General features: G+C 67.7%; 18 protein-coding genes. 8 read left to right on the plus strand and 10 right to left on the minus strand.

Annotated features, from left to right (window positions below):
* Positions 1-242: 242 nt before the first annotated feature.
* The 3 genes from RCP37_RS08565 (at position 243) to RCP37_RS08575 (ending at position 2,047) form a co-directional block, all read left to right on the plus strand.
* The gene (locus RCP37_RS08565; protein WP_308486462.1) at positions 243-695 is read left to right on the plus strand and encodes a hypothetical protein; all 453 of its coding nucleotides are present in this window, start codon (positions 243-245) and stop codon (positions 693-695) included.
* Between the two features lie 44 nt (positions 696-739).
* Positions 740-1,857 (plus strand): IS3 family transposase gene (locus tag RCP37_RS08570; RefSeq protein ID WP_308483786.1). Its coding sequence is split into 2 segments (ribosomal slippage): positions 740-1,007 and positions 1,007-1,857, totalling 1,119 coding nucleotides; the frame shifts between segments, so codons are not numbered across the junction.
* Between the two features lie 16 nt (positions 1,858-1,873).
* Positions 1,874-2,047 carry a hypothetical protein gene (locus RCP37_RS08575; protein ID WP_308486463.1) on the plus strand — a complete coding sequence of 58 codons (174 nt, stop codon included), beginning with the start codon at positions 1,874-1,876 and terminating at the stop codon, positions 2,045-2,047.
* Between the two features lie 70 nt (positions 2,048-2,117).
* Here the strand turns inward: RCP37_RS08575 and RCP37_RS08580 are convergent, their stop codons facing one another.
* Positions 2,118-3,521 (minus strand): CYTH and CHAD domain-containing protein, encoded by a 1,404-nt coding sequence (locus RCP37_RS08580; RefSeq protein WP_373693126.1) that lies wholly within the window; start codon positions 3,519-3,521, stop codon positions 2,118-2,120.
* A gap of 99 nt (positions 3,522-3,620) precedes the next feature.
* Complete coding sequence (panB, locus tag RCP37_RS08585) at positions 3,621-4,460, minus strand: 3-methyl-2-oxobutanoate hydroxymethyltransferase (protein WP_308486465.1); 840 nt, start codon at positions 4,458-4,460, stop codon at positions 3,621-3,623.
* A 191-nt stretch (positions 4,461-4,651) separates the two neighbouring features.
* Here panB and RCP37_RS08590 point away from each other — a divergent pair, with 191 nt between their 5' ends.
* From RCP37_RS08590 to RCP37_RS08605, 4 genes are read left to right on the plus strand one after another with little or no spacing between them, the layout of a single operon-like run.
* Positions 4,652-6,193: an alpha/beta hydrolase gene (locus tag RCP37_RS08590; RefSeq protein ID WP_373693127.1), complete on the plus strand. Its 1,542-nt coding sequence runs from the start codon at positions 4,652-4,654 to the stop codon at positions 6,191-6,193.
* A 20-nt stretch (positions 6,194-6,213) separates the two neighbouring features.
* Positions 6,214-7,554, plus strand: coding sequence for a type I glutamate--ammonia ligase (gene glnA, locus RCP37_RS08595; protein WP_046285219.1), 1,341 nt, complete (start codon positions 6,214-6,216; stop codon positions 7,552-7,554).
* A gap of 15 nt (positions 7,555-7,569) precedes the next feature.
* Entirely contained in the window at positions 7,570-10,596 is a 3,027-nt protein-coding gene (locus RCP37_RS08600; protein ID WP_308486466.1) for a bifunctional [glutamine synthetase] adenylyltransferase/[glutamine synthetase]-adenylyl-L-tyrosine phosphorylase, read from the plus strand.
* Between the two features lie 12 nt (positions 10,597-10,608).
* Entirely contained in the window at positions 10,609-11,256 is a 648-nt protein-coding gene (locus RCP37_RS08605) for a PaaI family thioesterase (RefSeq protein WP_373693128.1), read from the plus strand.
* A 15-nt stretch (positions 11,257-11,271) separates the two neighbouring features.
* Here RCP37_RS08605 and RCP37_RS08610 read toward each other — a convergent pair whose 3' ends face one another.
* From RCP37_RS08610 to glnA (RCP37_RS08620), 3 genes are all read right to left on the minus strand, one after another.
* Positions 11,272-12,669 (minus strand): PE-PPE domain-containing protein, encoded by a 1,398-nt coding sequence (locus RCP37_RS08610; protein WP_308486467.1) that lies wholly within the window; start codon positions 12,667-12,669, stop codon positions 11,272-11,274.
* A 363-nt stretch (positions 12,670-13,032) separates the two neighbouring features.
* Positions 13,033-14,418, minus strand: coding sequence for an HNH endonuclease signature motif containing protein (locus RCP37_RS08615; RefSeq protein WP_308486468.1), 1,386 nt, complete (start codon positions 14,416-14,418; stop codon positions 13,033-13,035).
* Positions 14,419-14,513: 95 nt separating this feature from the next.
* Positions 14,514-15,950, minus strand: a complete 1,437-nt coding sequence (gene glnA / locus RCP37_RS08620; protein WP_308486469.1) for a type I glutamate--ammonia ligase — start codon at positions 15,948-15,950, stop codon at positions 14,514-14,516.
* A 123-nt stretch (positions 15,951-16,073) separates the two neighbouring features.
* On the opposite strand from glnA (RCP37_RS08620), the gene RCP37_RS08625 reads away from it, so the two are divergent.
* Positions 16,074-16,553 carry an RDD family protein gene (locus RCP37_RS08625; protein ID WP_308486470.1) on the plus strand — a complete coding sequence of 160 codons (480 nt, stop codon included), beginning with the start codon at positions 16,074-16,076 and terminating at the stop codon, positions 16,551-16,553.
* Positions 16,554-16,662: 109 nt separating this feature from the next.
* Here RCP37_RS08625 and RCP37_RS08630 read toward each other — a convergent pair whose 3' ends face one another.
* The 5 genes from RCP37_RS08630 to sucB are packed head-to-tail and all read right to left on the minus strand — an operon-like array spanning position 16,663 to position 21,857.
* Positions 16,663-17,415: a DUF4191 domain-containing protein gene (locus tag RCP37_RS08630; RefSeq protein WP_308486471.1), complete on the minus strand. Its 753-nt coding sequence runs from the start codon at positions 17,413-17,415 to the stop codon at positions 16,663-16,665.
* A 47-nt stretch (positions 17,416-17,462) separates the two neighbouring features.
* The gene (locus RCP37_RS08635; protein ID WP_308486472.1) at positions 17,463-18,419 is read right to left on the minus strand and encodes a lipoyl synthase; all 957 of its coding nucleotides are present in this window, start codon (positions 18,417-18,419) and stop codon (positions 17,463-17,465) included.
* A complete protein-coding gene (gene lipB, locus RCP37_RS08640; RefSeq protein ID WP_308486473.1) occupies positions 18,416-19,111 on the minus strand; it encodes a lipoyl(octanoyl) transferase LipB in 696 nt (231 codons plus the stop codon). The genes RCP37_RS08635 and lipB overlap by 4 nt, the downstream gene beginning before the upstream one ends.
* 27 nt (positions 19,112-19,138) lie before the next feature.
* Complete coding sequence (locus RCP37_RS08645) at positions 19,139-20,047, minus strand: TIGR01777 family oxidoreductase (protein ID WP_308486474.1); 909 nt, start codon at positions 20,045-20,047, stop codon at positions 19,139-19,141.
* A 43-nt stretch (positions 20,048-20,090) separates the two neighbouring features.
* Positions 20,091-21,857, minus strand: a complete 1,767-nt coding sequence (gene sucB, locus RCP37_RS08650) for a 2-oxoglutarate dehydrogenase, E2 component, dihydrolipoamide succinyltransferase (RefSeq protein ID WP_308486475.1) — start codon at positions 21,855-21,857, stop codon at positions 20,091-20,093.
* Positions 21,858-22,066 lie beyond the last annotated feature (209 nt).

The raw sequence follows: 22,066 nt of genomic DNA on the forward strand, positions 1-22,066 counted from the left end.
AATGGCTCTCACCTGCATTTGCAACCCGTTGGCCGCTACGTGTCACCAACGGCACCCGGTCGCCGTGACTTGTGGAAATTCCAAAAGTCAGTTCCAGGCTTACAGGCCAACTCGTCCGCCCCGAAGCGCTGGTACCCCTTCGGAGCTGTCTCGACGGCATCGGAGTTCCCAGTCCGTTACCAGGTCCTCACACTGCCACCCAGGACTGCGCGAGGTGGGGATTACGGGTTAACTTGTCGTCCATGGCAAGCGAAGAACAGCTCCGGCAGATCGCCCGGGACATATTCCCGGATTGGTCGCGTCCGCCGAGGATCGTGGTAGAGCAGATCGGCGAGCTGGTGAGGCGCTGGCCGGTTGAAGGGTTCGCTCGCGAGATGCTGCCAGATCGGCAGTGCCGTCTTGTCTGGATCGACAGACACGTGATCGGACAGCTGGATTGCCTTGCGGACGCTGCGGAGGAGCAGAGTCTCGATGCGCTGATCCGGCCACTGAATCAGGTCACTGGCGTCGATGTCAGCGTCTGCGGATCGATGGACGCTTTCGGAGAGCGAACGTACCGGCGCGCCGCCCGGGTGCGCTTCGCATCGGGGAATCCGATTGTGGTCGACACGACCCAACACACGAACGACAGCCTTCGCGGCAGTGCCGACCGGTTCATCTGGCCTGACCCCGATCGGTTGATCCATGGTTTATGAGAGTCTTGCGGCCCACGTTGTGGGCAGGAAGGCTCGACAAGATCATGACGACGAGGAAACGGCACAGCCCCGAGCAGGTTGTGCGCAAGCTGATGGCCGCCGACAGGCTGCTGGCCGAGGGCAAGGACACCGCGGAGGTCTGCCGTGAACTCGGGGTCTCCGAGGCCACCTATCACCGGTGGCGCAACCAGTTCGGCGGGTTAAAAGCCGAGGACGCCAAGAAGCTCAAGGACCTCGAACGCGAGAACGCCACCCTCAAGCGCCTGTTGGCCGATGCCGAGTTGGAGAAGGACGCGCTGCGGGAGATCGCCAAGGGAAACTTCTAGGCCCGGAACGCCGGCGGGCAGCCGTTCGTCACCTCCAGCGTGTGCTGGGGGTCAGCGAACGGTTCGCCTGCCGCGTCACCGGGCAACACCGCGCCACCCAACGCCACGAACCCACGTCGGCGACACCCGAGGATCCCGACGCCGCCCTGCGGGACTGGCTACGCGCCTACGCCAAGACCCATCCCCGTCGTGGTTTCCGGCCGGCCTACCACGATGCCCGCGGCGAAGGCTGGATCGTCAATCACAAGAAGATCCAACGCCTGTGGCGCGAGGAAGGCCTGCGGGTCCCGCAGCGCCGCAAGCGCAAACGCCACGGCACCTCTACCGCCCCGCCAGCGGTCGTCGCGGATGCTCCCGACCGGGTGTGGGCCGTCGACTTCCAGTTCGACGTCACCACCGACGGGCGGCCGATCAAGATCGTGTCGATCATCGACGAACACACCCGCGAATGCCTCGGCGACATGGTCGAGCGCAGCATCACCGGCGATCACCTGATCGGCGAGCTCGACCGTGCGGCCGCCGAACGCGGAACTTATCCCGCGGTGCTGCGCTGTGACAATGGACCTGAATTAGCCTGCGGCGCAATGGCTGATTGGGCCGACGGACAGGTCGGGCTGCACTTCATCCCGCCCGGCGAGCCTTGGCGCAACGGCTACGTCGAGTCGTTCAACTCCCGCATCCGCGACGAATGCCTCAACATCAACAGCTTCTGGTCGCTGGCCCAGGCCCGTGTCGTAATCGGCGACTGGAAGCACGAGTACAACCACCATCGGCGGCATTCATCGCTGGGCTACCTACCGCCTGCCCGCTATGCTGCCGCCTGTACCCACCGATGAACGACTCTCGTTCGCCGTGGACCAGTTCACGGGGTCCGGCCACATCGATCGGGTACTGGACGCACTGGCGGGCACACCCGCAGGGGACAAGGCGCCTTCTCTGGCCAATGGCAGCACGCCGCCCAACGCCCGCAGCACGGCGCCGTCATCGACTCTTAGTGAACAGTCCCGGCCCATGGGGCGGTTCTGAGTCTCGGCTCTCCTGCGTCGAGCCTCGCTAAACCGCCCGGATCATGGGGCGGTTCCAGCTTCGGCTCTCCCTAAACCGCCCGGTCGAGCTTGCGCAGCGCGGGCCGCAACTGCGCACGGCACCGCGCGGCAAGGTCGGCCTCGCGCGCATACAGCAGCCCGTAGGTGAAGGTGTCCTCCCCGGCGGCAGTGGCGGCATCGGCCTGCCGAAGCAGATGTGCCCGGCTGACCACGCTGTCCTGGTGATCGCCCAGCAGGGTCTGAATCGCCTTCGCCCGCTTGGCGATCTTCGTCTTGTCCGCCGCCGACGCGGCGTAGCGCAGCCGCTTGGCGGCCTTGCGGATCCGGTGCAGCGCGGCGTCGCGGTCGGCGGCTTTCTTGGCGGCCTTCACTGCCTTGCGCAGCCGCCGGTAGGCGATGTCCACCGTGGCGTACCGTTCGGCGGCCGGAGCGCTGACCAGATCGTCAAGACCGTCGAGCAGCCGGAAGTACCGCGGGGAGCGCATCGCGGCCAGGCTGCGTCGCCGCCCCGTCTCATAGCGGCGCAGCGAACCGCCGACCAGCCGTTCGCCTACCGGCCCGCGGACCAGCTCTGGCGTCAGCTCGTCGAGTGCCTGCTGATAGCGCTGGGCCAACACCTCGGCGTCGCGAGCGACACCGAGCACCGCTCCCAGTTCCTGCAGTTCGTCGAGGAGCGGGGCGTGGGCCGTCTCCTCGCCCTGCAACAGGCTGCGGATCCGCCGGATCGTCACCCGCATCTGATGAACCGCGTCGTCGGCGTCGGCGCGCACCGCCCGATCCCAGACCAGCAGTTGGTCGATCTGCTCGGCCAGCGCCCGATGCAGGCGATCGGTCGGGTGCGCGGGAACCGCCGGCGCGCCCAGCACCCGGGCCAGTTTGGAGCCGTAGCCGGCCGGCCCGGCGCCGGTGTCGAGCAGCCGGTTGCTCAGCCGGTCCAGCAGCTCAATGTCCCCGCTGCCCAGTTCCAGTTCCCATTCCCGCCAGTGCTGTTCAGCGTCATCGCCCGCCGACGCGGTGACCTGGTCGTCGCAGAACTCGGCCAGCACCTCACCCTGATCGTCGCGCAGCACCACCACGCCGCGAGCGGTGTGGATTCGTGCCACCGGTGCCAACGGCCGATCCCGCACGATCGCCCGCACCACGTCGAGCAGTTCGTCTGGAACCTCCGGGCCCAAGGGTGCACGCACCTCGGTGCGAGTGTCCAGCCCGGCAGGAAGTTTCAGATGCCAGCCGGCGTCGGGACCGCCGGTGCGCCGGCGCAACGTGACTCGTCGGGCGGCCAGGTCATGCCCGGGGGTATCGAAGTAGACGGCCGCAAGATCCTGTGCCGACACCCGCTCGACGTGGGCGACCCCGGCAATGCCGTCGAAGGACGGCGAGATCGCCGACGCGTCAACGTCGAACTTGCGTTCCACCTCGCGAAACCGAGAGGTGCTCGGGTCGGTTGCAGACACGCCATCCAGCCTGTCACATCCGGACCGCCCGGACATGGCGGTTTAGCGAGGCTCGCCGGAGGAGAGGCGACGCTGGAACCGCCGCATGAACATGGCGTTCTAGAAGCAGTGCTCCTCGGCCGGGAAAGTGCCCGCTGCCACCTCGGTGGCGTACTGCTCTGCGGCACGGCGCAACTCGCCGCCCACGTCGCCGAAGCGCTTGACGAATCGAGCTGTCTTGCCGGTGGTCATCCCGGCCATGTCCTGCCACACCAGAACCTGGGCGTCGCAGTTGGGCCCGGCGCCGATCCCGACGGTGGGAATGGTCAGCTTTCCGGTGATCTGGGTGGCCAGCTCGGCGGGCACCATCTCCATCACCACCGCGAAGGCACCTGCTTCGGCCACCGCGATCGCGTCGTGAACGGTCTGCTCGGCGGCGTCACCGCGCCCCTGCACCCGATAGCCACCGAGGGCGTTGACGCTCTGCGGGGTAAACCCGATGTGCGCCATCACGGGGATGCCGGCCGCGGTCAGTGTGGCGATCTGGTCGGCCACCCGCTCGCCGCCCTCCAGCTTGACCGCGTGCGCGCCACCTTCCTTCATGAACCGGGTGGCGGTGGCCAGGGCTGCCGCCGGCCCACCTTCATAGGAGCCGAACGGCAGATCGGCGACCACCAGCGCATGCGGGGCGCCACGCACCACCGCGCGGACCAGCGGAAGCAGTTCATCGACGGTGATCGCAACGGTGGTGTCGTAGCCGTAGACCACATTGGCCGCCGAGTCGCCGACCAACAGCACCGGAATGCCGGCGTCGTCGAAGATGCGGGCCGACGAGTAGTCGTAGACCGTCAACATCCCCCATTTGCGACCCTCGGCCTTCATCTGCTGCAGATGGTGCACGCGGGTTTGGGGAGCAATACGGGCAGGGCTGGGTGAAGCGCCATAAACGTGCTCAGACATCGTTGTCCCTCGATTGTTCGGGTCGATCCTCGAAGCCCGTATTCGGGTCCCCGGGTCGTCTGACATGCCCAGTGTGCCACCTGCCGCCGCGCAGCTGAACCTCCAGGTGCAGTGGATTTCCTCACACCGCCACACGCGCGGCGCAGCAGGTGATCGGGCTTGCACGGGCGTGCATGGCAGCATGTGGTGTCATGAGCTCGCCGACGCGCCGCGACAGGATGACGCGCACCGCCCTGACCTGCCTCGCGATAGCGATGGTGGCCTTCACCGTCGGCAGCTGCACCCGGATGACGCCGGGACACGCGGTGCTGGCCGTCCCGCGGGTCGGTCAGCCGGTCCAATGGGACAAGTGCCGGTTCACCGCCGACACCAACATCAAGGTGCCCGCCGACGCCCAGTGCGGGTTCATCGGCGTTCCGGTGGACTACTCCAAGCCGCAGGGCGCCGTGGCCCGGTTGGCCATGATCCGATTCCCGGCCACCAAGGACAAGATCGGCTCGTTGGTGATCAACCCCGGCGGCCCGGGCGAGTCCGGGATCGAAACCGCGGTCGGTCTGGTCAGCTCGCTGCCGCGACAGGTGCGCGAGCAGTTCGACCTGGTCGGGTTCGACCCGCGCGGAGTGGCCTCGTCACGGCCCGCGGTGTGGTGCAACTCCGACGAGGAGAACGACCGGCTGCGGGCCCTGGACCAGGTCGACTACAGCCCCGCCGGCGTGGAACGCATCGAGAACGAGACCAAGGAATACGTCGAGCGCTGCCTGGACAAGACCGGCAAGGAATTTCTGGCCAACGTCGGCACCGTCAACGTGGCCCGCGACCTCGACGCGATCCGCGAAGGCCTCGGCGATGACAAGCTGACCTACCTCGGCTACTCCTACGGCACCCGGATCGGCTCGGCCTACGCCGAGGCCTACCCGCAGAACGTGCGCGCGATGATCCTCGACGGGGCCGTGGACCCCGATGCCGACCCCATCGAGGAGGATCTGCGGCAGGCGGAGGCCTTCCAGGGCGCCTTCGACGACTTCGCGGCGGACTGCGCCAAAGACGCCGACTGCCCGCTGGGCACCGATCCGGCCAAGGCCGTCGACACCTACCACAGCCTGGTCGACCCGCTGGTGGGCAAGCCTGCCAAGACCAAGGATCCGCGGGGCCTGAGCTACAGCGACGCGATCGTCGGCACCATCATGGCGCTGTACTCGCCGACGTTCTGGACGCACCTCAACGACGGCCTGTCCGATTTGGCCGGCGGTCGCGGCGACATCATGCTGAGCCTGGCCGACCTGTACATGCGTCGGGACGCCAACGGCCACTACACAAACGCCACCGATGCCCGGGTCGCGGTCAACTGCGTCGACCAGCCGCCGGTCACCGACCGCGCCAAGGTGATCGAGGAAGACCGGCGTTCGCGCGAGGTGGCGCCGTTCATGAGCTACGGAAAGTTCACCGGCGACGCGCCGCTGGGCACTTGTGCCCTCTGGCCGGTACCGCCGACGACCGAGCCGCACGCTCTGTCGGTGCCGGATCTGCCGCCCACAATGGTGGTCTCCACGACCCGCGACCCGGCCACTCCGTACCAGGCCGGCGTGGACTTGGCCAAGCAGTTGGGCGGGGGCCTGCTGACGTTCAACGGAACCCAGCACACGGTGGTATTCCAGGGCAACGAATGCGTGGACCGATTCGCCACGCGATACCTGGTCGACGGCACGCTGCCGCCAACCGATGCTAAGTGCTGAGCGCTGATACGCTTCGCGGTATGGACCGTCAGAAGGAGTTTGTGCTCCGCACGCTGGAGGAACGCGACATCCGTTTCGTCCGGCTCTGGTTCACCGATGTACTCGGTTATCTGAAATCCGTCGCGATCGCCCCAGCCGAGCTCGAGGGCGCCTTCGACGAAGGCGTGGGCTTCGACGGCTCGGCGATCGAGGGCTTCGCGCGGGTCTTCGAATCCGACATGGTCGCCCATCCGGATCCGTCGACCTTCCAGCTGCTGCCGTGGGTGTCCGACACCGGCCGGCAGTACTCGGCGCGGATGTTCTGCGACATCACCATGCCGGACGGATCGCCGGCCTGGGCGTCGTCGCGCCATGTGTTGCGTCGGCAGCTGGCCAAGGCCGGCGAACTGGGTTTCGCCTGCTACGTGCATCCCGAGATCGAGTTCTTCCTGCTGGAGCCCGGCCCCTACGACGGGAGCACCCCGGTTCCGGCCGATGACGCGGGCTACTTCGACCAGTCGATCCACGGCTCGGCCGCCAACTTCCGCCGGCACGCGATCGACGCGCTTGAGTCGATGGGCATCTCGGTGGAGTACAGCCACCACGAGAACGCTCCGGGCCAGCAGGAGATCGACCTGCGTTACGCCGACGCGCTGTCGATGGCCGACAACGTGATGACGTTCCGCTACCTGATCAAAGAGATCGCGCTCAAGGAAGGCGTCCGGGCGTCGTTCATGCCCAAGCCGTTCCGCGAGCACGCCGGTTCGGCCATGCACACCCACATGAGCCTGTTCGAGGGCGAAGTCAACGCCTTCCACAGCCCGGACGACCCGCTGCAGCTGTCGGCCACCGCCAAGTCGTTCATCGCCGGGATTCTCGAGCACGCCAACGAGATCAGCGCCGTCACCAACCAGTGGGTGAACTCCTACAAGCGCCTGATCCACGGTGGGGAAGCACCGACGGCGGCGTCCTGGGGTGCCTCCAACCGTTCGGCGCTGGTGCGGGTTCCGATGTACAGCCCGCACAAGACGTCGTCGCGGCGCATCGAGGTGCGTAGCCCGGACTCGGCTTGCAACCCCTACCTGGCGTTCGCGGTGCTGTTGGCCGCCGGGCTGCGTGGGGTGGAGCAGGGGTACGAGCTCGGCCCGGAGGCCGAGGACAACGTGTGGGCGCTGACTCCCGAGGAGCGCCGGGCGATGGGCTACAAGGAACTGCCCGGCACCCTGGAGCGCGCGCTGAGCGAGATGGAGAACTCCGAGCTGGTCGCGGAAGCGTTGGGGGAGCAGGTCTTCGATTTCTTCCTGCGTAACAAGCGCCAGGAGTGGGCGAACTACCGCAGCCACGTGACCCCCTACGAGCTGCAGAATTACCTGGCGCTCTAACGCCTCCGACGCCTGATGGCTTATCCCGGAGCTCAGCGCCGCAAGCTGCCCAGCGTCGGGCGCCTCGGTCTGGTCGACCGGTACGCAGCAGCCGACCTGACCGCACTGGGCTGGTACAGCGCCTACACCCAACCGCACGTCGACGTGCTCTGGGCGCTGTCGCGCGCTCCCGATGCCGACGTCGCGCTGCGCACCCTGGTCCGGCTGTCCGAAGCGCCGGGCATCGACTGGCCCGAACTGAGCGCAGCGCTGATGGCCGACCGGGGGCTGCGCGGGCGCCTGTTCGCGGTGCTGGGATCCTCACTGACGCTGGGGGATCACCTGATCACCCATCCGGAGACCTGGAAGTTGTTGGCCAGTCCGGTCGACTCCGACGACTACACGATCGCGCTGCCGTCGGCGGCAGGACTGCGCGAGATGTTCACCGACTGCGTTGCCGCCACCACCGACGGCGCCTACATCGATCGGCTGCGGTCGCTGTACCGCGACCGGATGCTGGTGTTGGCGTCGATAGACCTGGCGCCCACCGTCGAACAGCTGCCGGCCCTACCCTTCGTGGCGGTCGGCGAGCATCTGGCTGACCTAGCCGACGCCGCGCTGGCGGCCGCGCTGCGGGTAGCCGAACTGCAGGTCTGCGGCCCCGACGCCGGTGCCGAAGTGCCGCGGATCGCCGTGATCGCCATGGGCAAATGCGGTGCGCGGGAACTGAATTACGTCAGCGACGTCGACGTCATCTTCGTCGCCGAGGAAGCCGACGCGGTGAGCACCCGCGTCGCCGGTGAGCTGATGCGGGTGGCCGGCGAAGCGTTTTTCGAAGTGGACGCCGGGCTGCGGCCCGAGGGCCGGCACGGTGCGCTGGTGCGAACCCTGGAATCACACATCGCCTACTACCAACGGTGGGCCAAGACCTGGGAGTTCCAAGCGCTGCTCAAGGCGCGTGCGGCGGTCGGCGACGCCGAATTGGGCCAGGCCTACATCGACGCACTGCTGCCGATGGTGTGGACCGCATGCGAGCGTGAGGATTTCGTCACCGACGTGCAGGCGATGCGTCGCCGGGTGGCGCAGCTGGTACCCGCCGAGATCCGGACCCGAGAGATCAAGCTGGGCTCCGGGGGACTGCGCGACGTGGAGTTCGCCGTGCAATTGCTGCAGCTGGTGCACGGCCGCAGTGATGAGTCGTTGCATGTGGCATCCACGGTCGATGCGCTGGCGGCCTTGGGTGCCGGCGGCTACATCGGCCGGGAGGATTCGGCCGACCTGACCGCCTCCTACGAGTTCTTGCGGCTCCTGGAACACCGGCTGCAGCTGCAGCGGCTCAAGCGCACCCACATGCTCCCGCCGCCCGATGACGACGAGGCATTGCGTTGGCTCGCCCGCTCGGCCCATGTCCGCCCGGACGGCCGTCACGACGCCCTGGGCGTCCTTCGCGAAGAGCTCAAGGCCCAGAACCGGCGGGTATCGCGGCTGCACGCCAAGCTCTTCTACCAACCGCTGCTGGAGGCTGTCGGTCCGGCGGGCCTGGAGCTGGCCGGGGGACTGACTCCCGGTGCCGCGGAACGGCAGCTGGCGGCACTCGGGTACGAGGCGCCGCACAACGCGCTGACGCACCTGGGCGCGCTGACCAACCAGAGCGGTCGCCGGGGCCGGGTGCAGGCGGTGCTGCTGCCCACCCTGCTGTATTGGCTGTCGGACACGCCCAACCCGGACGCGGGGCTGTTGGCCTACCGGCGGCTCAGCGAGGCGATGGCTCAGCAGCGCTGGTATCTGAGCACGTTGCGCGACAGCAGCGCCGTGGCCAAGCGACTGATGCGGGTGCTGGGCACCTCGGCCTACATCCCGGAACTGTTGATGCGCTCACCGGATGTCATCCAGGCCTATGGCGACGGACCGACCGGTCCCAAGCTGCTCGACACCGACTCGGACGCGGTGTCGCGGGCGCTGATCGCCTCGGCGGGTCGCTACCCCGACCCGGTGCGCGCCATCGCCTCGGCCCGCAGCCTGCGTCGCCACGAACTGGCCCGCATCGCCTCCGCGGACCTGCTGGGCATGCTTGAGGTCACCGATGTGTGCCGTGCGCTGACCGCGGTGTGGGCGGCGGTGTTGCAGGCCGCCCTGGACGCGATCGTCCGGGTCAATCTGCCCGGCTCGCCCGACACAGACGTGCAGGAAGCGCCGGCGAAGATCGCGGTGATCGGCATGGGCCGGCTCGGCGGAGGTGAACTCGGCTACGGGTCGGACGCCGACGTCATGTTCGTGTGCGAGGCCAACGAGAAGGCGACCGGGGTGAGCGATGCCGACGCGGTGCGCTGGGCCACGTCGATCGTCGAGCAGGTCCGGGCGTTGTTGGGCACCGCCAGCGTCGATCCGCCCCTGCAGGTTGACATCAACCTGCGTCCCGAGGGCCGCAGTGGCCCACCGGTGCGCACATTGGCGTCCTACGCGGCCTACTACGACCAATGGGCGCAGCCCTGGGAGATCCAGGCACTGCTGCGGGCGCACAGCGTGGCCGGCGATGCGGATCTGGGCGGCCGGTTCCTTCGGATGGTCGATGCCACCCGCTATCCGCCGGGCGGGGTGTCGGCCGACGCGGTACGTGAGATTCGCCGGATCAAGGCGCGCGTCGACGCCGAGCGATTGCCGCGTGGGGCCGACCCCAATACGCACACCAAACTGGGTCGCGGTGGTCTGGCCGACGTCGAGTGGACCGTGCAGCTGCTGCAGTTGCGCCATGCCCACCGTGTTCCGGCGCTGCACAACACCTCTACGCTGGAAACCCTGGACGCCATCGCCGCTGCCGGGCTGCTCGAAGAAGACGAAGTGGACCGGCTCCGGCAGGCCTGGCTGATCGCCACCCGTGCGCGCAACGCGCTGGTGCTGGTTCGTGGCAAACCCACCGACCAACTGCCCGGGCCGGGCCGCGCGTTGAACGCGGTCGCGGTGGCCGCCGGCTGGCCCGGCGGCGACGGCGGTGAGTTCTTGGACAACTACCTCCGGGTGACGCGGCGGGCGAAGGTCGTCGCGCGCAAGGTATTCGGAGACTGAAGGAGGACCTCTGTGGTGGATTTCAGGGCTCGCTCGAACGTGCCGACGATCAGCGCCGACGAGAGTGGAGAGCTGGTGGAGCGCTACGGGCCGTTGGCCCAGGCGGTTCGCGACCTGATCGACGCCACCATCCGCACTCAGGCCGACGATGCCACGGCTCGCGAGGTGACCGCCCAGGTGCAGGAACTGACCGAGCGGCTTCGTAGCGGAACCCTCAGCGACTCACCGGGTCTGCGCTACGTCGTCGACGGGCGACCACTGGCGTGGGGAAACGCGGTAGTGGGCCTGCGTAACCCGATCGCCCCGCCGCTGGTGATCCAGCACGGGGAGAACGGGCACTGCTGGAGCGACTTTCACCTGGGCGCGGCCTACGAGGGTCCGCCGTCGCTGGTCCACGGCGGGGTCAGCGCGCTGGTCCTCGACCACGTGCTCGGTGAGGCGGCCAGCGACGGCCTGACCAAACCGCGCTACACCGGCACGATCACGGTGAAGTACCTGCGCGGCACGCCCCTGGGGCCGCTGCACGCCGAAGCCTCGATCTACCGCAGGGACGGCGTGAAAACCTATGCCCGCGGACATATTTCGGACGCCAACGGGGTCACCGTGGAGGCAGAGGGGGTTTTCATCACGCCGTCCTGGGCCCGCGACGGGCTCGAGTGACGACAGCGGTTGCCTTTAGAACAAGTTGAAGGCAGACGCCACGCTCAACAGTCCGATTCCGAGGCCGGTAGTGATCAGGCCGACGTCAGCGGCGAGCGGCATCGTGAGTGCATCGAGTAGGTCGCCGGAGGCGATCTCCTGTGCGAACAGACTGACGTTGTAGGCCGGCAGCGTGGTCAGCAGAGCGTTGACCAGGTCGGCGATCGGCAGCAGGGCCGAATAGCCGTTGGACAGGGCCGCGGAGAAGCCGTTGACCACATCGGTGAAGCCGCCGACGGCATCTGCGCTGTTCGCCAGGGCCTCGGGCAGGCTCGGCAGCGAGCCCAGATCGCTGATGAAGTCCTGCCAGCCCTGCTGGACACCGTTGCCCAGCGCCGTGAGAACGTCGCCCAGATCGAGGTTCGGGAACACCCCGAACGGTGTCGACAGGTCGGCCGGGCCCGAGTCCCAGCCGTGTTCGATGTTGCCGTAGCCCAGGTTGACCAGTACTCGCAGTGCCGGCTGCAGCAGATCGGCCAGCGGGTCGCCCAGGATCGGAAGGAACCGCAGCGGCTCCAGCAACGGCAGGTTCTCGGTGGGGATCATGAAGTAATCGGTGTTGCCGCCGTAGCCGTCCGACACCGGCATCAGAACGGCCTGGGCGATCTGCTCGTCGGAGAGGTCAGCGATGGAGCTGTGCACGAAGGCGATCCCCAAGACCGCGTTGAGAACGGACAGAAAGTTGAGCGGGTAGCGCGGGAAGTCCGAGAAGCCGTCGTATTCGATGTTGTACATCGCGGTGTCCCAAGGGGTTTCCGACGGGGTCGCCCCGCTGAACGTCACTCCCATGCTCGGAACGGTCAGCGGCGGCAGGCTCGGGTCTCCGAAGCGGGAGAGCAGACCCCCGTTGGGGTTGCTGGGGTCGACCAGCAGGACGAACGACAGCTGATCGGACGTCGGGATCTGATCAGCAGGCAGCGCCAGCAGATTGCGCATCTCCAGTCCGGCAAGAGTTGAGCTCTGCGAGGCGCCGACCACGACGAGGTCGTGGCCCAGGGCGAGCCGCTCCTTGATAGTGGCGTCCAGGATCTGCACGCCTTGTGCCAGCGACTGGTCGAGCATCAGGGACTTGGTACCGGTGATGGGATACAGGCCCTCCGGGGTGAAGAGGGGATGAATCGAGTCGACCGGGAAGATCGGCTGGCCGGGGAAGATCGGCGAGGAGGGCATGATGTAGCGCGAGCCGACGGCGTCGATGACCGCTTGGCTGGGGATCGGCATGCCACTGCCACCCATGCCCCACGCCTCGGTGTCGAGCAGGACCACCTGTGCGGAGACCGACTTCAGTCCTTGGGCCGCCACGCTTGGCGGTAGGGCAGGACTGGCGATCAGCAGCGGCGCGACGGCCAGCGGGAGCAATCTGCGGTCAGCCATGGGCGGTTCCTTTCGTGGAAAACAGGCCCTTTAGATGGAAAAATACTGATCTGGCGATAAGTTACAACGGATCGTTTCTAAGTTCAATCACATATTTTTGGGTTTGGTAACGGTCGTTACCGGCTCATCTCAATTGGCTGGTAACGCCGCCCCGGCAAATGCCCGGGGCGGAATCGGCAGGGCCGCGGTCAGGAGGCTCGTAGTGTCTCGGTGTAGGCGCCGGCGAAGTCAAATGCCATGTACGTGAGCAGAATTCGGCAGTCTACGTAGTGGGCGGCCGTGCTCTCCTCGTTGCTCCTGGACAGGCTAGTGCGCTTTCTCCGGCTCCCGGCAAACACACAGAATTGCGCGGGTAATTCGCCGCTACGTGGCTTCGTTGTTGGGTGGGTCGGGGTCTCCTTGCAGGAGTTCTTCGGGGTGGTGGGCGTGGTTGATTTGGGGTGGTGCGGTGCCGTCGGTCCAGCTGAGGCGGCCGGTGGTGGTGATGGTGGTGTGTTGGTGGCCGTCGGTGGTGTCGGTGTGGTCGCAGCCGCAGGCGAAGAACAGTTCGTCGGCGTTGGTGTGGCCGCCGTGTGCCCAGGGTTTGGCGTGGTGCACTTCGCAGTGATAGCCCGGTTCGAGGCAGTTGGGTCGGGTGCAGCCGCGGTCGCGGGCGTGGCAGATGAGGCGTTGGTCGGCGGTGGCGATGCGTTTTTGTCGGCCGAGGTACAGGGGTCGTGTGGTGTGGTCGTCGAAGACGGCGAGGTAGTGAATCGATTGGGCGGCCATGGCGATCAGGTCGCGCATGGGCAGTCGGGAGCCGCCGCCGGTCAGTGCTGGTGGTGGCATGGCGATGGTGGGGTCGGTGGCGGCGTGGGCGGCTTGGTTGAGTTCGGCCAAGGTGGTGGTGACCACGACGGTGACGGGGTGGCCGCGGTGGGTGCCGAGTTTTCCCGAGGCGATGGCGGTCGATAGGGCTAGGCGCAGGGCGTCGTGGCAGCGCTGCGCTGTGGTGCGGTCATCGCCGGCGGCCGGGGCGGTGGGATCGGGGTTGTGTCGTCCGGGGCGTACGGCGGCCGCAACTGCTTCGAAGTAGGCGCGGGTTTGGGGGTCTAGGAGGCCGGTGAGTTTGGACATGCCGTCGGGGCCTTGGCGGCCCAGTGTCAGGGCGCGGCGTCGTGCGCGGTCGCGGTCGCTGAACAGCCCATCGGGGTTGAGGTGATCGGCGATGCGTTGCCCGATCTTGGTGAGCACCCCGGCGTCGACTCTGCTGGCGTGGGCGACCAGGGCGGCCTCTGCCTGCGCGATCTGGGGCGGGGTGACCGATCCCGGCAGGATGTCGATGGCTTGGCAGATCGCGCGGATGTGGTCCTCCCCAACCAAACCGGCGGCCACTGCGCTGGCTAGGGCTGGGAGTTCGGGTGGGATCGCGGCACCGGTCAGGGAACGGCGGGGCCTAATGCGGGCGGCCAAACGGCAGCGGCGGGTGATCTCGCGTGGGGTAATCCGCAAGCGTTTCCACAGGGATGCCCGTGCTGCGGCAATCGAACCGGAACCATCGGGCGGGTCGGCGAGTTCCCCGAAGATCCGGTACATCAACCCACGATTCACCCGGTCTTGGGTTTCTAGCCGGTCGGCGACCTCGATGCGAAAGGTGTTGCCCACCAGATCCGTCGCGGTCGACCGCAACACCGCATGGGCGGTGTCAATGGCATCAAGAGCAGCGCAGACCTGCTCCCGCGCCGCCACCGCACCCAGTGCTGTTGCCATACCCCGACGCTAAAAACCACCCCCGACAACAACACCGGAAGACGGCCCAGGAAAAGCCACCCTGTGGATCAACCCCCAACTGGGGATAACCCGGCTCAGCAGTCGTAGTACAGCGCGAACTCGTACGGGTGCGGCCGCACGCTGATCGGGGTGATCTCGTGGTCGCGCTTGTAGCGGATCCAGTTCTCGATGAGGTCCGGGGTGAATACACCGCCCTCGGTGAGGTATTCGTGGTCGGCCTCGAGGTTGTCCATCACCTCGGCCAGCGTGGTGGGCGCCTGTGGGATGTCGGCGGCCTCATCCGGCGGCAGCTCGTAGAGGTCCTTGTCGACCGGGGCAGCAGGCTCGATCTTGTTCTTGATGCCGTCGATGCCGGCCATCAACATGGCTGCGAACGCCAAGTAGGGGTTGCTGGAGGAGTCCGGGCAGCGGAACTCCAGCCGCTTGGCCTTGGGGTTGGTGCCGGTGATCGGGATGCGCACGCAGGCCGAACGGTTGCGCTGGCTGTAGACCAGGTTGATCGGCGCCTCGTAGTGCGGCACCAGGCGCTTGAACGAGTTGATGGTGGGGTTGGTGAACGCCAGCAGCGACGGCGCGTGGTGCAGGATGCCGCCGATGCAGTGGCGTGCGGTGTCGGACAGTCCGGCGTAGCCGGCCTCGTCGTAGAACAGCGGCTGGCCGCCCTTCCACAGCGACAGGTGGACGTGCATGCCCGAGCCGTTGTCACCGAAGAGGGGCTTGGGCATGAATGTGACGGTCTTGCCGTTGGCCCAGGCGGTGTTCTTGATGATGTATTTGAACAGCATGACGTCGTCGGCGGCGTGCAGCAGGGTGTTGAACTTGTAGTTGATCTCGGCCTGCCCGCCGGACCCACATTCGTGGTGGCCGCGCTCCAAGGTGAAGCCGGCGTTGGCCAGGTTGGTGGTCATGGTGTCGCGCAGGTCGACGTACTGGTCGTTGGGGGCGACGGGGAAGTAGCCGCCCTTGGGGCGGGTCTTGTATCCGCGGTTGGCCCGTCCGCCGGCCTCGGTCGGCGAGCCGGTGTTCCACCAGCCCGAATCCGAGTCCACCTCGTAGAAGGTGCCGTTCATCTGCGAGTCGAAGCGCACCGAGTCGAAGATGTAGAACTCGGCTTCGGCGCCGAAGTAGGCGGTGTCGGCAATGCCGGTGCTGGTCAGGTAGTTCTCGGCTTTGCGGGCGACGTTGCGCGGGTCGCGGGAGTAGGGCTCGCGGGTGAACGGGTCGTGGACGAAGAAGTTGAGGTTCAACGTCTTTGCAGCCCGGAACGGATCGATCTGGGCGGTGGAGAAGTCGGGGAGCAGCATCATGTCCGACTCGTGGATGGACTGGAAGCCGCGGATCGAAGATCCGTCGAAGGCCAGCCCGTCTTCGAACACGCTCGCATCCAGGGTGGACGCGGGGATCGACAGATGTTGCATCTGACCGGGCAAGTCGCAGAACTGGATGTCGACGTATTCCACGTTCTCATCGGCGACGAGCTTGAGAATGTCGTCGGCCGTCTTGTCGGTCACAGAAGTGTTCTCCTCCGTTGGTAGCCCCGGTCGGACGCTGAGGTTGCCGGTGCTGACGTTACGCAATCGCGGCTGGACCCGTCGACGCCGGGTCGGATTCGCCGCCCGCCTATCGTAGGGGCCATGAGCCGCACGTTCTCCTCGTGGCTGTCCGGGCCGGAGCCGACCGACACCGGCGAGTACCCCGGGCAGCGATTCGGGCTGCCCCGATCTGGCGCCGGGTCGATGGCGGGGTTCGGGCGCCGCCTGCTGGCGTTGGCGCTGGACTACTTCGTGGCGGTCGGGCTGACCGCGCTGGCGGTGCCGCTGGGCTGGATATCCAGCGAGGCCTTCCAGTACTCGCCTGACGTGCGGTTCTTGATCCTTGTGGTGTGGCTGGTGCTGGATGCGGCGGCACTGCGGCTGTTCGGCTTCACCCCGGGCCAGTACGCCTGCGGGCTGCGGGTGATCCCGGTGGACAGCGCCGACACCGGCGTGGGGATCGTGCGCGCCGCAGTCCGCGGATTGTTGATCGCGCTGGTGGTCCCGGCGTTGTTCGCCGACGCCGACGGCCGTGGCCTGCAAGACCGGGCCACCGCGACCGCCGTGGTGCGCAGCCGCTGAGCGTTCTGGGGCCTTTGCCGCCTTTAGCCGCCGGATTGAGTCTGCGTGTACGGCGGAAAAGTGCGAGTAGCCCCCGCCATCAGTGCAGAGTCAACGGGCTGGCGGCCAGCTAGCGTCGGCGTACCGCGCGCTGAACGCCACGCACCTTCGCGCCGCCGGGCAGCGGGCCCTTGGGCATGGCCGCGGTTCCAGTCCGCGAACCCAGCGCGGCCAGCCGCGACTCCAGCGACTCCATTTGCTTGGTGCTGATGTTGGCCGGCAGCTTGGTCAGGTAACGCTCCAGCTTGGCCAGCGGAACCTCACCGTCACCGGCGCCCACCACCACGTCATAGATCGGTACGTCACCGACGAGCCGGGCCGTGCGCTTCTTCTCCTGAGCGAGCAGCGGTTTGAGCCGGGCGGGCGAACCCTCGGCGACGAAGATGATGCCCGGCCGCCCGATGACCCGATGTACGGCGTCGAGCTGGCCAGTGGCGGACACCCCGGGGGTCACGCGCCATTTGCCACGCATGTTGTCCAGCGCCCACGCCGCCGCCCCGGCCTGCCCCTCAGCCTTGAGGTAGACCGACCGTTGAGCTCGTCGGCCGAAGATGATGAATGCCACCAGGGCGCCGAGCACCAGGCCGAGCGGAATCGTCGTCACCTTGGCGAACGTGCCGCCGTTGAGTGCCAGGGCCGTCGTCACTCCGGCAACCAGCACGAAGGCGCCGGCCATGTACGGAACCAGCCGCTTGTCTTCCTTGCGCTGCAGCTGGAAGGCCTGCCACAGCTGGGTGCGGCGCTGCTGGCTGGCGGCCTTGCGGGCGGCTTTCGCTTCCGCCCGGGCAACCTTGTTCTCGGTGGTGGTGCGCGGTCTGGGCATAGTCACCAAGGATACCCAGCGGGGCTTACCGCCAGCCGGGGCGTCAGTCAGCCGTGGGCGGTGGCGGGGGCCTGTTCGCGGCGCGCCCGGTTTTTCAGCGCCTGCTGGTAGAGCCGCCCGGCCCGATATGACGAGCGCACCAGCGGCCCGGACATCACACCGGCGAAGCCCAGCTCCTCGGCATAGCGGGCGTGCTCGACGAACTCCTCGGGCTTGACCCATCGTTCGATCGGGTGGTGCCGCTCGGTGGGTCGCAGGTACTGGGTGATGGTGACCAGTTCGGCGCCGGCGTCGTACAAGTCCGCCAGTGCCGCTTGGATCTCTTCGGGCGTCTCGCCCATGCCCAGGATGAGGTTGCTCTTGGCCACCAACTCGGCATCACGGGCCTGGGTCAGCACGTCGAGGCTGCGCTCGTAGCTGAATCCGGGCCGGATCAATTTGAAGATGCGCGGCACGGTTTCGACGTTGTGCGCCAGCACTTCCGGGCGGGATTCGAACACTTCACCCAACAGGTCGGGCCGTCCGCCGAAGTCGGGGATCAACAGTTCGACACCCGTGGATGGGTTAAGGGCCTTGATGGCACGCACCGTTTCGGCGTAGAGCCAGGAACCCTGATCGGGCAGATCGTCGCGGGCGACACCGGTGACCGTCGAATACCGCAGACCCATGGACTGCACACTCTCGGCGACCCGGCGCGGTTCGTCGCGGTCCAACTCGGGCGGTTTACCCGACTTGATGAGACAGAACGAACAGTTGCGGGTGCAGACCTCGCCGCCGATCAGGAAGGTGGCCTCCCGGTCTTCCCAACATTCGTAGATGTTGGGGCAGCCCGCCTCCTCGCACACCGTGTGGAGCTTTTCCTGCTTCACCAGAACCTTGAGCTGGGTGTAGCTCGGGCCCATGCGGGCGCGGGTCTTGATCCACGGGGGTTTGCGTTCGATCGGAGTCTCGGCGTTGCGTGCTTCGGCACGGCTTAACCTACGGCCTTCGGGGGCGGCACTCACCTGGTCGATGGTACGCGCGGACCGGAATGCTCGCGCACCGGCAGCACGCCGTCGAGAGCATCGACGACTGCATTGGCCACTGCCTGCCGGACATCCTCGACGCCGGTCACAAAGCCCAGCTCCGCCGACAGTGATGTCACTCCCGCGTCGGTGATCCCGCACGGCACAATCGAGCCGAACGCACTGAGATCACAATCACAATTGAGCGCGAACCCGTGCAATGTGGTGGCGCGAGCCACGCGGACGCCGATCGCAGCGACCTTGCGGGCGGGCCGGCCGCCGCCCGGCGGCAGCCATACTCCGGATCTGCCATCTATCCGAACCGTATTGAGGCCCAACGTGTTACACACCTCGATAAGGGATTCTTCAAGGCGTCGAACGTAATTCACCACGTCCAAGGGTTCGGCGAGGCCGATCACCGGATAGCCCACGAGCTGGCCAGGACCGTGCCAGGTGATCTTGCCGCCCCGGTCGGTGTCCACCACCGGCGTGCCGTCCATCGGCCGCTCCTGCGGCTCGGTGCGGCGTCCGGCGGTATAGACCGGGGGATGTTCCAGCAACAGCAGGGTGTCCGGGCCGCCGGCCGCCCTGGCGTCGGCCAGCTCCCGTTGCAGTTGCCAGGCGTCGCCATAGTCGACGGTGCCGAGCTGGCGCACCTCGATCGGGGCGGCGCTGGAGCGGATGGACACCATGTTCGCAGGCTACTCGGCGCGGTGGGTCTAGAGCGGGGTCGGTCGGGAGGTGGCATAGGCCAGGGCCTCGCCAACCGTGTGGTGGGCAAACCGGAAACCGGCTTGCTCCAGCACAGCGGGAATGGCTCGCTGGCCGGTGAGCAGGCTGTCGGCAAATTCGCCGAGCCCGGCACGGACCGCGAAGCCGGGGAGCAGCATCGGGGTCGGGCGGTTGACGGCGCGGCCCAGCGCGGCGGTGAATTCAGCGTTGGTCACCGGCGCCGGCCCGGTCAGGTTCACCGGGCCCGACAGCGTGTCATGCGAGATCGCAAACAGCAGCGCCTGCACCTCGTCCTCCATGCTGATCCACGACATGTACTGGCGGCCGTTGCCGATCCGGGCGCCGAGTCCCAGGGAGAACAGCGGGCGCAACCGGCCCAAGGCGCCGCCCGACCGCGACAACACGATGCCGGTGCGGGCCAGCACCACTCGGGCGCCCGCAGCTTGGGCGGACGCGGTGGCGCCTTCCCAGTCCTCGGCGAGCTGGGCCAGGAAATCGGTTCCGGCCGAGGCGGACTCGTCGACGATGCGGTTGCCGGTGTCGCCGTAATAACCGACCCCGCTGGCATTGATCAGCACCGGTACGCCGGCCTCGGCAACCGCGGTCGACAGCACCTCGGTGGGGCCGATCCGGCTGTCGCGCAGGCTCTGCTTGAACGCCCCCGACCAGCGGCGGTCGCCGACGCCGATGCCGCACAGATTGACCACGGCGTCGACCCCGGCCAGCGCGCCCACGTCGATCTGACCGGCTTCGGGATCCCACTGCAGTTCGCCGGCGTTGACCGGTGCCCGCCGCACGATTCGCAGCACCTGGTGATTGTCGGCGCGCAACGCCGAGACCAGAGCCGATCCGATCAGCCCGGACGAGCCGGCGATCGCGACGGTGGGGTTGCTCACAGCTGAATCCTCTTGCAGCTCTTCTGAAAGGCCCCCGGTGCCGCTAGAGACCCAGGTCCGCCTCGAACGCGCCTTCTTCGAGCCGGTTCTTGATTGTGGTCACGAACCGGCCGGCGTCGGCACCGTCGATCAAACGGTGGTCGTAGGTCAGCGGCAGGTAGGAGACCGAACGCACACCGATCGACTCGTTGCCGGCTTCGTCGACGATGACCCGCGGCCGTTTGACGATGGCTCCGGTGCCGAGCATGGCTGCCTGCGGCGGAACCAGGATGGGGGTGTCGAACAGTGCGCCCTGGCTGCCGATGTTGGTGATCGTGAAGGTGCCGCCGGACAGTTCGTCGGGCTTGAGGTTGCCCGAGCGTGCCCGGGCGGCGATGTCGGCGATCGCCCGCGCGAGTCCGGCCAGCGAGAGATCACCGGCGTTGTGGACGACCGGGGACAGCAGTCCCTGCTCGGTGTCGACCGCGAAGCCGAGGTGCTCGGCGTCGTAGTAGGTGATCTCTCCGGCGTCCTCGTTGTAGCTGGCGTTGACGTTCGGATGTGCCTTGAGGGCGTCGATCACCGCGCGGGCGATGAACGGAAGGTAGGTCAGGTTGACGCCCTCGCGCTCGGCGAAGTCCGCCTTCGCCCTGGCCCGCAGCGCCACGATCTTGGTCATGTCGACCTCGTGGGTCTGGGTGAGCTGCGCCGTGGCCTGCAGGGATTCGCGGGTCTTCTTGGCCGTGATCTGACGGATCCTGCTGGCCTTGGCGGTGCTGCCACGCAGGTGCGCCAGCGCCGAGGCGGGGGCCGCAGCGGCCGGGCGCGGGGCGGCCGGAGCCGCGGGCGCCTGTTGCGGCTGCGCCTGCTGCTCGGCGAAGGCCAGTACGTCCTGCTTGCGGATTCGCCCGCCGACCCCGGTGCCGGTGACGCGGCTCAGGTCGACGTTCTTGTCGGCGGCGAGCTTGCGCACCAACGGCGTCACATACCGTGCGGCATCGCCGGCCGGGGCCTCGGCAGCGGCGGGCTGCGCCGGAGCGGGCGCGGCCGCGGGTGCCGGTGCCGGGGTGGGTTCGGGCTTGGCCTGCGGCGCGGGTGCCGGGGCAGGGGGAGCGGGCTCGGGTGTAGGTGCCGGAGCCGCCGGTGCGGGGGCGGGCGCCGCGGGAGCGGGCGTGGGAGCCGGCGCGGCGGCGGGGGCCGCCGGGGCACCCGAACCGATCCTGGCCAGTTCACCGCCGACCTCGACGGTGGTGTCCTCACCGGCGGTGATCGACAGCAGGGTGCCGGCCACCGGCGAGGGGATCTCGGTGTCGACCTTGTCGGTGGAGACCTCCACCAGCGGCTCGTCGACCTCGACGTTGTCGCCGACCTGCTTGAGCCAGCGTGTCACGGTGCCTTCGGTGACCGACTCGCCCAACTCCGGCATCAGCACCGGGGTGCCGTCGCCGGCGGGTGCCTCCTGGACAGCGGGTGCCGCCGGAGCGGCGGGCGCGGCAGCAGCCGGGGCCGGTGCTTCGGCAGCGGGAGCCGGCTCGGCCGGCGCGGGCTCGGCCGCCGGTGCCGCGGGGGCCGACGAGGGTTCGCTGCTCTCCCCGGCCTCGCCGATCAGGGCCAGCTCGCCGCCGACCTCGACCGTGGTGTCCTCACCGGCGATGATCTTGGTCAGCACGCCGGCCACCGGTGACGGGATCTCGGTGTCGACCTTGTCGGTGGAGACCTCCAGGAGCGGCTCGTCGACCTCGACGGTGTCGCCTTCCTGCTTGAGCCAGCGGGTCACCGTTCCCTCGGTGACGCTCTCACCGAGGGCGGGCATCTGGACTGAGAAGGCCATCGTTGTTGACTCCTCGCTCGATCGGTCGCTGCACGTCGTTTCCTGGATACCACGTCAGTGGTGAGGCGAGGGCGGTGCCCAGGTGGACTGTCGAAAACCATCCTGTCATTGCGGCGTCGCCGACACACATCGAGGTGGCGGTCGAACGGCGCTCGACGCCGTCGGGTATTACGCATTGCATAGTCCGCCAAAGCGCTACTGGGACCACT

The sequence above is a fragment of the Mycolicibacter sp. MU0102 genome, from assembly GCF_963378105.1.
GTDB lineage: Bacteria > Actinomycetota > Actinomycetes > Mycobacteriales > Mycobacteriaceae > Mycobacterium > Mycobacterium holstebronense.